At 62.8% G+C, this 12,634-nt stretch carries 16 protein-coding genes; 8 read left to right on the forward strand and 8 right to left on the reverse strand.

All coding sequences use genetic code 11. The annotated features are described in order from the left end of the window. Window positions 1-320, reverse strand: a 320-nt coding sequence (locus tag Q0L57_RS27625) for an Lrp/AsnC family transcriptional regulator (protein WP_296746247.1), incomplete at its 3' end; no start/stop codon positions are given. Window positions 321-456: 136 nt separating this feature from the next. On the opposite strand from Q0L57_RS27625, the gene phhA reads away from it, so the two are divergent. After that, window positions 457-1,293, forward strand: a complete 837-nt coding sequence (gene phhA, locus Q0L57_RS27630; protein ID WP_296746248.1) for a phenylalanine 4-monooxygenase — start codon at window positions 457-459, stop codon at window positions 1,291-1,293. A gap of 151 nt (window positions 1,294-1,444) precedes the next feature. Here phhA and Q0L57_RS27635 read toward each other — a convergent pair whose 3' ends face one another. Further along, window positions 1,445-1,933 carry a MarR family transcriptional regulator gene (locus Q0L57_RS27635; RefSeq protein WP_296746249.1) on the reverse strand — a complete coding sequence of 163 codons (489 nt, stop codon included), beginning with the start codon at window positions 1,931-1,933 and terminating at the stop codon, window positions 1,445-1,447. A gap of 101 nt (window positions 1,934-2,034) precedes the next feature. On the opposite strand from Q0L57_RS27635, the gene Q0L57_RS27640 reads away from it, so the two are divergent. After that, window positions 2,035-2,202 carry a hypothetical protein gene (locus Q0L57_RS27640; RefSeq protein WP_296746250.1) on the forward strand — a complete coding sequence of 56 codons (168 nt, stop codon included), beginning with the start codon at window positions 2,035-2,037 and terminating at the stop codon, window positions 2,200-2,202. Between the two features lie 3 nt (window positions 2,203-2,205). Further along, the gene (locus Q0L57_RS27645) at window positions 2,206-3,414 is read left to right on the forward strand and encodes an NAD(P)/FAD-dependent oxidoreductase (RefSeq protein WP_296746251.1); all 1,209 of its coding nucleotides are present in this window, start codon (window positions 2,206-2,208) and stop codon (window positions 3,412-3,414) included. A gap of 8 nt (window positions 3,415-3,422) precedes the next feature. Here the strand turns inward: Q0L57_RS27645 and Q0L57_RS27650 are convergent, their stop codons facing one another. The 3 genes from Q0L57_RS27650 to Q0L57_RS27660 form a co-directional block, all read right to left on the reverse strand. Continuing rightward, a complete protein-coding gene (locus Q0L57_RS27650; RefSeq protein ID WP_296746252.1) occupies window positions 3,423-4,862 on the reverse strand; it encodes a GMC family oxidoreductase in 1,440 nt (479 codons plus the stop codon). Further along, window positions 4,859-5,017, reverse strand: a complete 159-nt coding sequence (locus Q0L57_RS27655; protein WP_296746253.1) for a hypothetical protein — start codon at window positions 5,015-5,017, stop codon at window positions 4,859-4,861. The genes Q0L57_RS27650 and Q0L57_RS27655 overlap by 4 nt, the downstream gene beginning before the upstream one ends. Before the next feature lie 231 nt (window positions 5,018-5,248). Beyond that, window positions 5,249-6,010: a GGDEF domain-containing protein gene (locus Q0L57_RS27660; RefSeq protein WP_296746254.1), complete on the reverse strand. Its 762-nt coding sequence runs from the start codon at window positions 6,008-6,010 to the stop codon at window positions 5,249-5,251. A 150-nt stretch (window positions 6,011-6,160) separates the two neighbouring features. Here Q0L57_RS27660 and Q0L57_RS27665 point away from each other — a divergent pair, with 150 nt between their 5' ends. Next, window positions 6,161-6,868 carry a pyrimidine 5'-nucleotidase gene (locus tag Q0L57_RS27665; protein ID WP_296746255.1) on the forward strand — a complete coding sequence of 236 codons (708 nt, stop codon included), beginning with the start codon at window positions 6,161-6,163 and terminating at the stop codon, window positions 6,866-6,868. Window positions 6,869-6,897: 29 nt separating this feature from the next. Continuing rightward, window positions 6,898-7,506 carry a hypothetical protein gene (locus Q0L57_RS27670; protein ID WP_296746256.1) on the forward strand — a complete coding sequence of 203 codons (609 nt, stop codon included), beginning with the start codon at window positions 6,898-6,900 and terminating at the stop codon, window positions 7,504-7,506. A gap of 26 nt (window positions 7,507-7,532) precedes the next feature. Here Q0L57_RS27670 and Q0L57_RS27675 read toward each other — a convergent pair whose 3' ends face one another. Both Q0L57_RS27675 and Q0L57_RS27680 read right to left on the reverse strand, forming a co-directional pair. Further along, window positions 7,533-8,426 (reverse strand): hypothetical protein, encoded by an 894-nt coding sequence (locus Q0L57_RS27675; protein ID WP_296746257.1) that lies wholly within the window; start codon window positions 8,424-8,426, stop codon window positions 7,533-7,535. A 178-nt stretch (window positions 8,427-8,604) separates the two neighbouring features. Beyond that, complete coding sequence (locus Q0L57_RS27680; RefSeq protein ID WP_296746258.1) at window positions 8,605-9,021, reverse strand: hypothetical protein; 417 nt, start codon at window positions 9,019-9,021, stop codon at window positions 8,605-8,607. A gap of 288 nt (window positions 9,022-9,309) precedes the next feature. Between Q0L57_RS27680 and Q0L57_RS27685 the strand changes: the two genes are divergently transcribed. Continuing rightward, window positions 9,310-9,990: a sensor histidine kinase gene (locus Q0L57_RS27685; RefSeq protein ID WP_296746259.1), complete on the forward strand. Its 681-nt coding sequence runs from the start codon at window positions 9,310-9,312 to the stop codon at window positions 9,988-9,990. Between the two features lie 372 nt (window positions 9,991-10,362). Next, entirely contained in the window at window positions 10,363-10,983 is a 621-nt protein-coding gene (locus Q0L57_RS27690) for a response regulator transcription factor (RefSeq protein WP_296746260.1), read from the forward strand. Window positions 10,984-11,068: 85 nt separating this feature from the next. Here Q0L57_RS27690 and Q0L57_RS27695 read toward each other — a convergent pair whose 3' ends face one another. Then, window positions 11,069-11,908, reverse strand: coding sequence for an LOG family protein (locus Q0L57_RS27695; RefSeq protein ID WP_296746261.1), 840 nt, complete (start codon window positions 11,906-11,908; stop codon window positions 11,069-11,071). A gap of 143 nt (window positions 11,909-12,051) precedes the next feature. On the opposite strand from Q0L57_RS27695, the gene Q0L57_RS27700 reads away from it, so the two are divergent. After that, on the forward strand, window positions 12,052-12,634 hold a 583-nt coding region (locus Q0L57_RS27700), incomplete at its 3' end, for a 2,3,4,5-tetrahydropyridine-2,6-dicarboxylate N-succinyltransferase (RefSeq protein WP_296746262.1).

The raw sequence follows: 12,634 nt of genomic DNA on the forward strand, positions 1-12,634 counted from the left end.
AAATCGTGGTCGCCGGTCATCGTCCAGCAGGACGAGACCTCGTCCATGCGCTGCACGGCGGCGATGAAACTTTCCGGCGAGCCGTCGCTATGGCTCACCAGCCGCACCTGGATGAAAACCTCGACCATGAGGCCAACGGCGCGGCGGCTGAGCACCGCGGCAAAGCCCTTGATGATGCCCGCGCCCTGCAGCGCCTCGAAGCGGCGCGCGCAAGGCGTGGTCGACAGGCCGATCTCCTGCGCCAGCTCGGAGACCGGCTTGCGGCCATCGCGCTGCAGGATATCCAGCATCTTGATCTCAAACTCGTCGATCTGAGGCATATTCACTCCCAATTCAGCATTCATGAGCAGGCCTTACCTCAAAATGCGAGATCCGGCTACAAACGAGGCTGAATTGCCTCGCGCGCCGCCGCTACAGTGCCGGTCACGATCCGCGGATCACCGTCTCGAGGAGGAAATGATGACCATCAGCGTTGCCGACTATGCCCGCGATTGCGCGGCGCAGGGCCTTCGCGGCGACTATTCGGTCTGCCGCGCCGATTTCACAGTGGCGCAGGATTACGACTATTCCGCCGACGAACAGGCCGTCTGGCGCACGCTTTGCGACCGCCAGACCAGGCTGACGCAGAAACTGGCGCACCGTTCCTATCTCGACGGCGTCGCCACGCTAGGGCTGCTTGACAGGATTCCGGACTTCGATGCCGTCAGCGAGAAGCTCAGCAAGCTGACCGGATGGGAGATCGTCGCCGTGCCCGGGCTGATCCCGGCCGGCCCGTTCTTCGACCATCTCGCCAACCGCCGCTTCCCGGTGACCAACTGGCTGCGGACGCGGGACGAGCTCGACTATATCGTCGAGCCGGACATGTTCCACGACTTCTTCGGCCATGTGCCGATCCTAACCCAGCCGGTTTTCGCCGATTTCATGCAGATGTACGGGCAAAAGGCCGAGGACGTCATCGCTCTCGGTGGTGACGAGATGATCACCCGGCTCTACTGGTACAGCGCAGAATACGGGCTCATCCAGGAGCCCGGCCAGCCGCTCAAGGCATTCGGCGCCGGACTGATGTCATCCTTCACCGAGCTGCAATTCGCGGTGGAGAGCAAGGACGCGCACCATGTGCCGTTCAAGCTCGAGACGGTGATGCGCACCGGCTACGAGATCGACAAGTTCCAGCGCGCCTATTTCGTGCTGCCGTCCTTCGACGCGCTGCGCGACGCCTTCGGCACGTCCGACCTCGCCGGCATTGTCACGCGCTTCAAGGGCCAGCCGGCGCTCGACCCGGCGACGGTCTGAGTTGTTTACGCAATTCCGGACGGAGGCTGCGGCGAAGTCGCCGAGCCCAAACCGCGACGTACTTTTCTGAAGTCGGTTTTCGCCCAACCGACGTTCGGGGCGGTTCAGTTGCCGGCAAAGCAACTGAACCCGCCTTGAGCATTTGTGAGGATCAGGAGTTGTCGGGCTCAGCCTTGATCCTGGCCAGTTGCTCGCTCTGCAGGTCGAGCGCAGCGTTGATGAAGCGCAGAACAGTCGCCAGCTCGACATCGTTGAAGCTCGCCACCACCTTCTCGCCCTCTCGCGCGATAGCGCCATAGTAGCGCTCCGAAAGCTCCCTGGTCAGCTCGGTCGCCTCGATCACCACCTTGCGCCTGTCCTCCAGGCTGCGCGTCCGGGTGACGTATCCGCGCGCCTCCAGCCGGTCGATCAGGGCCGTCACCGCCGCCGGGGTCAAACCGGTTGCCGCCGCCACGGCGCCCGCCGACTGGGGTCCGGCATAGAGCAGCCCAAGGCAATGCCGCTCGGCCGCGATCAGCCCGAGCCGCGCGCCCACTGCCTCATCATAGGCCTGCGTGGCGTCCTGCCAGCGCATGACGGCCAGGCCGACAGCCTTTGTCATTTCATCACGGGTCGGGGTTGACGAATTTGTTTCGATCATCTAACTATCAAATTGTCTAACATTCAGACGAGAATAGCAATATGCGGCTGCTCCTCCCGCAACGCAAGGGACAGAAGCGGCCGCCAAAACGGAGACATGCCATGTTCGAGACTTCCACCCGCGCGCCGATGACGTCTGCCGAAGAATACAAATACGCCAAGCTGGCCATGGAATGGTATGGCTGGGGTTCGCCCATCGGCCTCGGCATCCTTCTGGTGGCGCTGGCGGCCGCGGCCGTTCTGGCGCGCATCGCCATCTTCGGCTTTTGAGCCATGGTCCAGCCGCAAAACACCTTGCCGGTCGCCATCATCGGCGCCGGCGTCGCCGGACTGGCGCTGGCCGTGCTGATGCGCCGGCGGGGCCACCCGGTCAGCCTGTTCGAGGCGCGGCCGCGCGAGGCGCTGAAGGAAGGCGCCTTCCTGACGCTGGCGCCCAACGGCATCAACGCACTGCGCGCCCTGGGGCTTGCCGAGCGCATTGCGGCGATCGGCATTCCAACGCTCGGCTTCGAGATCATGAACGCGACTGGGCGCCAACTCGTGCGCCTCGACGAGCGCGCCTCGATGCGGCGGGCCGGCGCCGAAAGCGTCACACTGCGCCGCTCGGACCTGCTCGGCGCGCTGCTCGACGAGGCGGCGGCGCATGGCGCCAAACTCCATTTCGGGCACGCGCTCAACGAGATCGCAACAGGCCCAAATGGCGTGCGGCTTGGCTTCGGCAATGGCGTCGCGGCCGACGCCGCCTGGGTGGCCGGCTGCGACGGCGTCTGGTCGCGCACCCGTCGCCTTTGCTTTCCTCGGTCGCCCGACCCGGTATATACCGGCCTGCTGGGCACCGGCGGCGTCATCGACCTGCCGGGGATTGCGCCGACTGGCGGCCTGATGCGCATGGTGTTCGGCGACAAAGCCTTCTTCGGCTACATCAAGGCGGAAGGCGGACTGGTGTTCTGGTTCGATTCCTTCCCGCTCGACGAGGAAACGGCGCTGGCGCGGCCCGATCCCGAGCGGCTCGCCAGCACCGTGCGCGACCTGCATGCCGGCGACCCCGAGGATGTCCGCAAGATCGTGGGCGCCGTTGACGAGATACCACGCGGTTACCCGGTGTTCGATATGGGCCACCTGCCGCGCTGGCACGACAGCTCCACCGTTTTGCTGGGCGATGCCGCTCACGCCGTCTCGCCGCATGCCGGCCAGGGCGCGTCGATGGCGATCGAGGACGCGGTGGTGCTGGCGGCCTGCCTTGACGCGGCACCCTTGCCGCAACAGGCCTTCGCCGCGTTTCAGTCGCTCAGGCAGGAGCGCGTCGAGCACATCGTTCGCACGAGCCGGCGCGTCGGCCGGCAGAAGCAGGTGAGCGGCCCGGTGGGTCTGTTCCTGCGCGACCTGATCATCCCCTTCTTCGTCCGCTTCGGCTCGCGCACGACGCGTGCGATGACCTTCTATCGCGCCGATCTCAATCCGCTCGAACGGCCCTCGATCTGAAAGCGATCTCAGACGGCGACCACCTTGCCGAGGTGCTCGCCCAGCCGGCAGGCGAGAGCAGTGATGGTCGTCGTCGGGTTGCATTGCCCGGAGGTGCAGAACACCGACGAGCCGCCGACATAGAGATTGTCCATGCCGTGCACCTTGCAATCGGCGTCGACGACGCTTTTGGTGACATCGGTGCCCATGCGCGTGCCGCCCATATGGTGATGGCCGGCCGTCTCCTCGTTGGTCGGGTAGTCGTCGCCATTGCTGATCCAGTCGGCGATGCGCACGCGGCCCAGATTCTTCTGCGCCATCGTGGTGCCGAACAGCCTCAAACCCTCGAGCAGTGTGCGTCGTTCGAGCGGCGACTTCTTCCAGTGCAGCTCGATGCGCGGCACGCCGGCATGGTCGACGTCGGTCTTCGACAGCTCGATATGATTCGCGGCCAGCGGCGCCTGCTCCCAGGCGACATAGAGCTGGGCCGCGCAGCGAAGCCTTTGGTCGAGCTTCGAGGACATCCACTCCGCCATGTCGGGCGCGGTGCAGGCAAGATCCGCGATCAGCCGTTTGACCGCGGGATATGGCGTCTCGATGAGGCGGATGCCGAAGTTCAGGATCTGCAGCCGCTCCATCGCGGTGAGCGTGGGCGAGAAGAAAGCCTCGTTCGAGGCGTCCACCTCGAACTCGCCGTAGTCGGCCATGATGGCGTTGCCGCCCTCGAAGGTCGGGTGCTCCATCCAGTAGCGGCCAAGCGCCGAGGCGTTCGGCACGACGCCGCCATTCGAGCGCCGGTTCGACCACAGGAGCAGCCTGGAATTCTCCAGCCCACCGGTGCAGGTGACGAAAAAGTCGGCCGCGAAGGTGCCGGCGTCCTGCCCGTTCGACCACAGCCTGGCGCCGGTGACGCGCCTGCCGTCGCCGGTGAGCTCGGTTGCATAGGTGTTGAGCACGACGGCGATATTCTTGCTCTTGTCGAGCTCGTCGGCGAATTTCTCGCCGAAGCGCACGGCCGGGCTCTTGATTAGCTGCACCCAGCGGATGTCGTCCGAAACTGGCACATCCGGCCGGAAGGCGGGAAGCTCGAGGATGTCGTGGACCTCGCCGAGATAAGGCTCGATGTCGGCACGGCTGATCGGCCAGCCGGTGTCCGGCGCCCAGGCCTTGGGTTCGAAATCCTGCTTGTCGAGCACCCGGCACCAACCCGCCCAGTGGTTTGACGAGCCGCCCATGAAGCGCAGCCGCGTGATGTCGAGGTCGAAATAGTAATCTCCGACCGTGCTGCCGCGATAGAAGTCCTGCGAGTCGTCGCTGAATTCGCGCGATCCGGCTTCCAGGACGACCACCGGGACGCCGGCGGCGCCAAGCTTCCTTGCGATCGTGGTGCCGGCCGGGCCGGAGCCGAGGACGCAGACCTTGGGCCTGAAGCCTGCCTGACTGTAGGCTTCGTAGCTGTCGAAGATCATTTGAGATCGCTCCGCTTCAGGATCCAGCCGTTGACCTCGACAATCTCCTCGGGGTCCGCGGCGGCCGGCTGGCTACGCAACAACGACAGCGCCGGCAGCGCGATCAGAGCGCGCACGATCGCGCGGCGCGACATTTTCTTGATGAACTGGCTCATGACGGGTCTCTCGATGAAGGGCCTCGATCCACGCACGCCGTTCCCGGAACGGCACACATGCCAGCCGGAAAGCCAATTCCGTGCCAGGCCAACGTGAAAAGCGAGTTACAACCGGATGAGCGGCCCGGTTGAATTGGGAGAGGGTTAGCAATTCCTTAACACCGGCCCCGCGGCCAGAACATTTGAAGTGCCGCGCGTTTGCACAGGGCCGCGCGGCGCGCTTTCGGCCAGTCAAGCTGCTTCCGATATGTCGCGATCGAGGATGGACAGGTTGCGGCCGCGATGCTTGGCCTCATAGAGCCTACGGTCCGCGGCGCGCATCAATTCCGATACGGTTGAGCTTTCGCCGCAGGTGATGCCGCCGATCGAGACTGTCAGCGGCACGGTCCGCTCGTCGACGGGACGAAAACGGATCAGTTCCACCTCAAGGCGGATGCGCTCGGCGACGCGCCTCGCTTCCTGCTCGGTGGCGCCGATCAGAAACGCGGCGAACTCCTCGCCTCCGATGCGGCCGAGCACGTCGCCGCCACGCACGCCGCGCTCGATGGCGCGGGCGATCAGAAGCAATGCGTCATCGCCGGTGAGATGGCCGAAATTGTCGTTGATGGTCTTGAAGTGGTCGGCGTCTATGATGAGCAACGCGCCGCGGTCCGACTTGCGCCGTGAGCCGTCGAGCGCGGCGAAGAAGGTCTCGCGGTTGAGCATGCCCGTCATGTCGTCGCGGCTTGCCTTTTCTGAGAGGCGCCGGTGGGCGGCGGCAAGCTGCGCATGGGCGCGGGCAAGTTCGCGATGCGCATTCTGCAACCGGTCGCTCTGCCAGAAGGTTCCAACGCTGGCGATCCAGGCTAGCATCAGCGGGCAAATCGTCGACGTCAGCCATATGGTGCGGCTGATCGGGAAGCCCATTGCCGGAACCACGATCAGCGTCAACAAAAGCGACACCGCGACCGAAGCGAACGCCACGGCCGCCGACTTCAAAAATATGCGATTCATCGCTTGCTCCCAACGGACTGCTTATGTGCCAGCAAGCACTGAAGGCGACCTTTCGGAGACGGTTAAAATTTGAGACGAGGCGCCATTTTCGCCTCTCCCGTCGCGCGGAAGTTGTGGATAAAGTCGGCCCGCGCATGCCATAAGGAAACCATGACAACGACACCAGACCCCGCCCGTTTTGCCCATGTCACGGACTGGGTATTCGACCTCGACAACACGCTCTATCCGCACCATTCGAATCTGTTCGCGCAGATCGATGTGAAGATGACGGCCTATGTCAGCGAGCTGCTCACGCTGTCGCGCGAGGATGCGCGCAAGCTGCAAAAAGAGCTCTACCAGGAATATGGCACGACGCTGAACGGATTGATGACGCGCCACGGCATCGATCCAGACGATTTTCTCGAGAAAGTGCATGACATCGACTATTCCTGGCTGGTGCCGGACCCGGTGCTTGGCGCCGCCATCCGCCAGCTGCCCGGCCGCAAGTTCATTTTCACCAATGGCGACCGCAAGCATGCCGAGCGCGCCGCGCGCCAGCTCGGCATACTCGATCATTTCGACGACATCTTCGACATCGTCGCGGCGGGTCTCAATCCCAAGCCGGCGCGGCAGACCTACGAGCGGTTCGCCGAACTGCATTCAGTTACCGGCCACAATGCGGTGATGTTCGAGGATCTCGCGCGCAACCTTGCCGTGCCCAAATCGCTAGGCATGACGACGGTGCTGGTGGTGCCGCGCAATTTCGAACCGACCTTCTCGGAGATCTGGGAACGCGATCCCACCAATGAGGACGACGTCGATTTCGTAACCGACGACCTCGCCAACTTCCTGACCGCGATCGTCGAAGTCACGGCCTGAATCCAGATCGGAACGCCATCACGCCGCCGTTGAGCGCGACGCTCGCGGGCGGCGCGCCTGCATGCGAGTTCATCGTACGGATAGCCCTGGCTGAAAAAGACTGGGATCGCCGGCGAAAGGTCGCGATAGCCTTAGCGCGGGGGACGAGCGCATGGCTCGGCGATCCCAGAAGGGTTCAGCATTTTGCAATGCTATTGGCTGCCGTTGCCGACAATGGCGTTGCCATTGCCGTTTCCGGAACTGTTGTTGCCGTTGCCGTTACCGACATCGGAGTTACCATTGTCGTTTCCGGAATTGCTGTTGCCGTTGTCGTTGCCGACATCGGAGTTGCCGTTGCCATTTCCGGAATTGTCATTGCCATTGCCGTTGCCGACATTGAGGTTGCCATTGTCGTTTCCGGAATTGCCGTTGCCATTGTCGTTGCCGACGTTGGAGTTGCCATTGCCGTTTCCGGAATTGTCATTGCCATTGCCGTTGCCGACATTGGAGTTTCCATTGCCGTTTCCGGTATTGCCGTTGCCATTGCCGCTGCCGACGTTACCGTTACCGTTTCCATTGCCGCTGCCGGCCATGGCCCCGGTGCAGGAGGAAGCGACGGCCAATACGACAGCAAGCAGCAGCGAAATGACGGGAGCTGATTTGCCGTTGGTCATCGTCCACCTTGCTAATTGCCGTTGAAGTTGCCGTTGCCGGATCCGATGTTGCCGTTGCCGTCATTCATCCCGCCGTTGAAATTGCCATTGAACGAGCCGAGGTTGTTGTTGCCGCTCGTGGGGGATGTGTTGCCGTTGCCGTTGAAGGCGCCGACATTGCCGGTGCTGCCGTTGAAGGCGCCGATATTGCCGGTGCCGGTGTTGCCATAGCCTAGGTTGCCATTGGCATCCGGCGTTCCGTTGCCGTTGGCGTTGCCGTTGGCGATACCGAAATTGTGGCTGCCGTTGTAGTTGCCGTTGCCGAAGCCGACGTTGCCGTTGCCGTTTCCGTTCCCGTTGGCGATGCCGGTGTTGCGGTTGCCATTGTGGTTGCCGTTGGCGATGCCGGTATTGCCGTTGCCATTGCCATTGCCATTGCCGGTGCGGGTATTGCGGTTGCCATTGTGGTTGCCGTTGGCGATGCCGGTATTGCCGTTGCCGTTACCGTTGCCGTTGCCGAATCCGGTATTGCGGTTGCCGTTGTGGTTACCGTTCCCAATGCCGGTATTGGCATTGCCGTTGCCGTTGCCATTGAGGGTGCCGGTATTGCGGTTGCCGTTGCCGTTGCCGTTGCCGATGCCCACGTTGCCGTTGCCGTTGGCGTTGCCGTTGCCGGTTCCAGAATTGGCGTTGCCGTTGCCGTTGCCGTTGCCGTTTCCGAAATTGCCGTTGCCATTGCCGTTGCCGTTGGCCGTGCCGGTATTGCCATTGCCATTATTGTTGCCGTTGCCGGCGCCAACATTGCCATTACCGTTGCCATTGCCATTGCCGGTGCCGGCGAATACCTGGCCTACCCCGAATTGAGGCGGCAGCAACACCGGTGCGCACAACGCCAGACATGTGAGGGCTGTGATGTAGCGTTTCATGTCGGTCTCCCTTGAGCTGTATCCGAAGAACTGCGCTCGAAGAGGTGCCCGAAACACCACTTCGAACTGATCACAGAAGCGAGGACCGGGATCCCCGGTGGGGCAATCAGGGCCCTGCGGAGTCGCCGGGGGTTAGGGGCGAAACTGCAGGGATCCCGATCCTCAGCGGCGCTAACGGTCAATGATTGAAGTTGCCGTTTCCATTGCCGCTGAACGCGCCGAAGTTGCCGTTGCCGTTCACGTTACCGTTGCCGATACCGAAGTTGCCGTTGCCGTTCACGTTGCCGTTGCCGAGGCCGACATTGCCGTTGCCGTTCACGTTGCCGTTGCCGAGGCCGAGGTTGCCGTTGCCGTTCGCGTTGCCGCTGAACCCGCCCCAGTTGCCGTTGCCGTTCGCGTTGCCGTTGCCGATACCGGCGTTGCCGTTACCGTTGCCATTGCCGTTGACGGCGCCGGTGTTGCCGTTGCCGTTCGCGTTGCCGTTGCCGATACCGGCGTTGCCGTTACCGTTGCCATTGCCGCTGCCGATCGAAAATGCATATGCCGAACCGGACAGAGCCGACAGAATCGCCGCGGCCAGGATGAGCTTTTTCATGACGTTCTCCTTGATTGAGTTGAGCATCTCGGCCAGCGGGAAGATGGCCGCGATAACGCAAAAAGGATGCGCGCAGAAAAGACGCCCGGACATTGGGGCTGACCCGCAAGTCGTGTCGGTTTTTCAGCTGATGGCCTTGTCAGGGAAAGCCCCGGCGACCGGGAAAAAACTGACAGGCACAGGGGCATGCGCCCAGTGTATACTGAGGAGAGAAATGCATTTTCATGCCTTTTCTGACCGATCCGTGAACGGCGAGCGCTTCGCGGCTGCAAGAAAAGCGGAGGCTCGATGCAAACCGATCGCGGCACCCCCAGGAACGACGCTTCGAAGGCTCCGCGAGCGAGCGTCGCGCGGCGGCTGATTGCCGTGCAGGAAGAACAGTGCCTGCGGCTGTCGCGTGAGCTGCATGACGACCTTGGCCAGATACTGGCCAGTGTCGCGCTCGAACTGCACAACATCCGCACCGAATCCCTGGAATTGGACGTGCGCCTCGCGCGCGCCTCGATGCTCGTCGACCAGCTGAGCTCCAAGGTGCACGACACGGCCTGGAACCTGCGGCCGGCCGATCTCGATCGCCTGGGGCTTCGCGCCTCCGTCGAGGATCTGGCCACCGTGCTGTGCGAGCAGCTTGGCGTTCCGTTCGACGCGGACCTCGCGGCGCTTTCGAGACCGCTCACGCCGGAGGTCGCCCTGACCCTCTATCGCGTTGCGCAGGAGGCTCTTTCCAACATCGGCAAGCATGCCCATCCCCGTCGCGTGAGCGTCACCGCCCACATCCGGGACAGCCGGCTGCGGCTTGCGATAGAGGATGACGGCCGTGGATTCGACGGCGATTCCGTAAACGGCACCCAGCATCTGGGGCTGGCTGGAATGAAGGAGCGGCTCGCCCTGATCGGAGGCGAGTTGTCGGTCGAAACAGCCAGGGGAAAGGGCACCGCCATCTACGCCGATGTGCCTTTGGCCGGTTAAGTGCCGGGACGAACCGTGCTGTCACGCGAAAAGCCGGGAACAGTTCATCGTCCCGAAGTCGCCCGGCTGCTCCAATCAATGGCCTGCAGGCATTTCGAACGGAAACGGGGGGTTCTTAAAACTGCGATGCATTTTTTGTAAAATTGATCTGAGTGAAGCGTTCCACATCCCGAAAGGTCGGTTGCGGTTAACAATTCGCTCATTGGGTTAGGCGGGGATGTCGAGTTGGGTACGCCGCCCAGGCTTGCACAAATCGACAAGTCCCCCGCCGATGGGCAAGTGCCGAAATCATCAAGGACGAGGAACTTCTCTTCGCGAGACGTGCCTTAGACGAACTGATGGAGGTCCAGGGTGTTCTGCAGGCGGATATTTGTGGTCGATGACCACCCGATCGTGCTTTCCGGCGTGGGGGCGATGATCGAAGGCCAGGATGATATGACGATCGTCGGACTGGCGGCGAATGCCGATGAGGCGCTTGTCGGTATCGGTAGGGTTCTGCCCGACATAGCGGTGGTCGACATCTCGCTCCCCGGTATAAACGGCGTAACCCTCATCGAGCGGCTCGTCGAACGGTTTCCCGAGCTCAGGTGCATCGCGTTGACAGCGCATGAGGATCCCGGCTGCCTGCGTCAGGTGCTGGCAGCGGGCGCCAGGGGTTTCGTGGTCAAACGGTCGACGGCAACGGATCTGTTGCAGGCCATCAGATGTGTGTCGTCCGGCCACAACTATGTCGATCCGGCGCTCGCCGCACGATTGCTGAACCCGCGCCATAGCGTACAGAGCGATCCGGGGAACCTCAGCGATCGCGAGCGGTCCGTCATCCAGCTTGTCGCGCTCGGCTACAGCAACAAGGAAATATCCTCGCGGCTCAACCTAAGCATCAAGACCATCGAAACCTACCGGACCAGGGCGACCGACAAGCTCGAGCTCCGTTCGCGGGCGGCCATCGTGCGTTTCGCGCAATCGAACGGCTGGCTGGCGGAGCTTCAATAGCTCTAACTCTTTGTTTTTACGCAATTCCGGACGGAAAACCGCTACGCACTTTTTCCTGGAATTGCTCTAGGCGACCCGCCGCCGCTCAAAGATTGTAGAAGCGGCGAATGATGTCCCAGGCCTCGTCGGCGGTGTCGACGAAATCGATGATGTCCTGGTCGCCTGGCGAGATCGTGCCCTGCTCGGCCAGGAAATCGAGATCGATCGCCCGTTGCCAGAACGCCTTGCCGAACAGGATCACCGGCACGCGCTCCATGCGTCCGGTCTGGATCAGGGTCAGCGTTTCGAAGAACTCGTCCATCGTGCCGAAGCCGCCGGGAAACACCGCGACGGCCTTGGCGCGCATGACGAAATGCATCTTGCGAATCGCGAAATAGTGAAAGTTGAAACAGAGCTCGGGCGTCACATAGGCGTTTGGCGCCTGCTCGTGCGGCAGCACGATGTTGAGGCCGATCGACGGCGCGCCGACATCGTCGGCGCCGCGATTGCCTGCCTCCATGACACCCGGCCCGCCGCCGGTGACAACGACGAACTCGCGGTAGTAGGAGGTTGCCGATTGCTGCGAGCAGAGGCGAGCGAACTTGCGCGCTTCCTCGTAGTATTTGCTGTTTTCCTCGAGGTTCTTCTTCTGCGTCTCGTTCTTCGCCGCCCAGGCGACGCCGCCCGGCTCGGGCAGCCTTGCGCCGCCGAACAGGATGACCGTCGAACGGATACCGCGCTCGGCCAGGATCATTTCGGGCTTCAGCAGCTCCAGCTGCAGGCGCACCGGGCGCAGTTCGCGCCGGGTCATGAAATCGGGATCGTTCCAGGCCAGCCGATAAGTGTCGGCGCGCGTCTGCGGCGTGTCCGGCACGCTTTTGGACCGCTCCAGATCCTCGTCAGAATGCGGCAGCGGCGTCCAGCCGGCCTTTTCCATGGGAGTCATCGAATCCACCGTCCTAATTCCTTTACTTGCGTCGTCCCGTGACGCAGCCGCGATTGACCCTATCCAAGCCTTCACATAGGGTCCGCGCGATTTCAAAACAGGTTAAGGCTGAGCCCTTAACAGCTTTGTAATGGAGCAAATTCATGTCGAAGCCCGATCTGGCGAGCCTCGAAAAGACCATCGAAAAGGCATTCGAGGAACGCGACACGATTTCGACCGCGACCCGCGGCGAAACGCGTGACGCCATCCAGTCGGCGCTCGACCTGCTAGACCGCGGCGCCGCCCGCGTCGCCGAGCGCCAGGCCGACGGCAAATGGCATGTCAACCAATGGCTGAAGAAAGCCGTGCTGCTCTCCTTCCGTTTGAACCCGATGGAGATCATCAAGGGCGGTCCGGGCGAGGCGGTGTGGTGGGACAAGGTGCCATCCAAGTTCGAAGGCTGGGGCGCCGTCGATTTCGAGAAGGCGGGCTTCCGCGCCGTGCCATCCTCGGTCGTGCGCCGCTCGGCCTATGTCGCGCCGGGCGCCGTGCTGATGCCGTCCTTCGTCAATGTCGGCGCCTACGTCGATACGGGCACCATGGTCGACACCTGGGCCTCTGTCGGCTCCTGCGCCCAGATCGGCAAGAACGTGCATCTGTCGGGCGGCGTCGGCATCGGCGGCGTGCTGGAACCGATGCAGGCCGGCCCGACCATCATCGAGGACAATTGCTTCATCGGCGCGCGCT

The organism is Mesorhizobium sp. (genome assembly GCF_024509055.1).
Classification (GTDB): Bacteria; Pseudomonadota; Alphaproteobacteria; order Rhizobiales; family Rhizobiaceae; genus Mesorhizobium.

What these genes read in the sequence shown, in the direction of transcription:
- Q0L57_RS27635 (WP_296746249.1), bottom strand. Translation starts at nt 1,933, where the DNA reads ATGATCGAAACAAATTCGTCAACCCCGACCCGTGATGAAATGACAAAG.
- Q0L57_RS27640 (WP_296746250.1), top strand. Translation starts at nt 2,035, where the DNA reads ATGTTCGAGACTTCCACCCGCGCGCCGATGACGTCTGCCGAAGAATAC.
- Q0L57_RS27680 (WP_296746258.1), bottom strand. Translation starts at nt 9,021, where the DNA reads ATGAAAAAGCTCATCCTGGCCGCGGCGATTCTGTCGGCTCTGTCCGGT.
- Q0L57_RS27695 (WP_296746261.1), bottom strand. Translation starts at nt 11,908, where the DNA reads ATGACTCCCATGGAAAAGGCCGGCTGGACGCCGCTGCCGCATTCTGAC.
- Q0L57_RS27645 (WP_296746251.1), top strand. Translation starts at nt 2,206, where the DNA reads ATGGTCCAGCCGCAAAACACCTTGCCGGTCGCCATCATCGGCGCCGGC.
- Q0L57_RS27650 (WP_296746252.1), bottom strand. Translation starts at nt 4,862, where the DNA reads ATGATCTTCGACAGCTACGAAGCCTACAGTCAGGCAGGCTTCAGGCCC.
- Q0L57_RS27675 (WP_296746257.1), bottom strand. Translation starts at nt 8,426, where the DNA reads ATGAAACGCTACATCACAGCCCTCACATGTCTGGCGTTGTGCGCACCG.
- Q0L57_RS27665 (WP_296746255.1), top strand. Translation starts at nt 6,161, where the DNA reads ATGACAACGACACCAGACCCCGCCCGTTTTGCCCATGTCACGGACTGG.
- Q0L57_RS27660 (WP_296746254.1), bottom strand. Translation starts at nt 6,010, where the DNA reads ATGAATCGCATATTTTTGAAGTCGGCGGCCGTGGCGTTCGCTTCGGTC.
- phhA (WP_296746248.1), top strand. Translation starts at nt 457, where the DNA reads ATGATGACCATCAGCGTTGCCGACTATGCCCGCGATTGCGCGGCGCAG.
- Q0L57_RS27655 (WP_296746253.1), bottom strand. Translation starts at nt 5,017, where the DNA reads ATGAGCCAGTTCATCAAGAAAATGTCGCGCCGCGCGATCGTGCGCGCT.
- Q0L57_RS27685 (WP_296746259.1), top strand. Translation starts at nt 9,310, where the DNA reads ATGCAAACCGATCGCGGCACCCCCAGGAACGACGCTTCGAAGGCTCCG.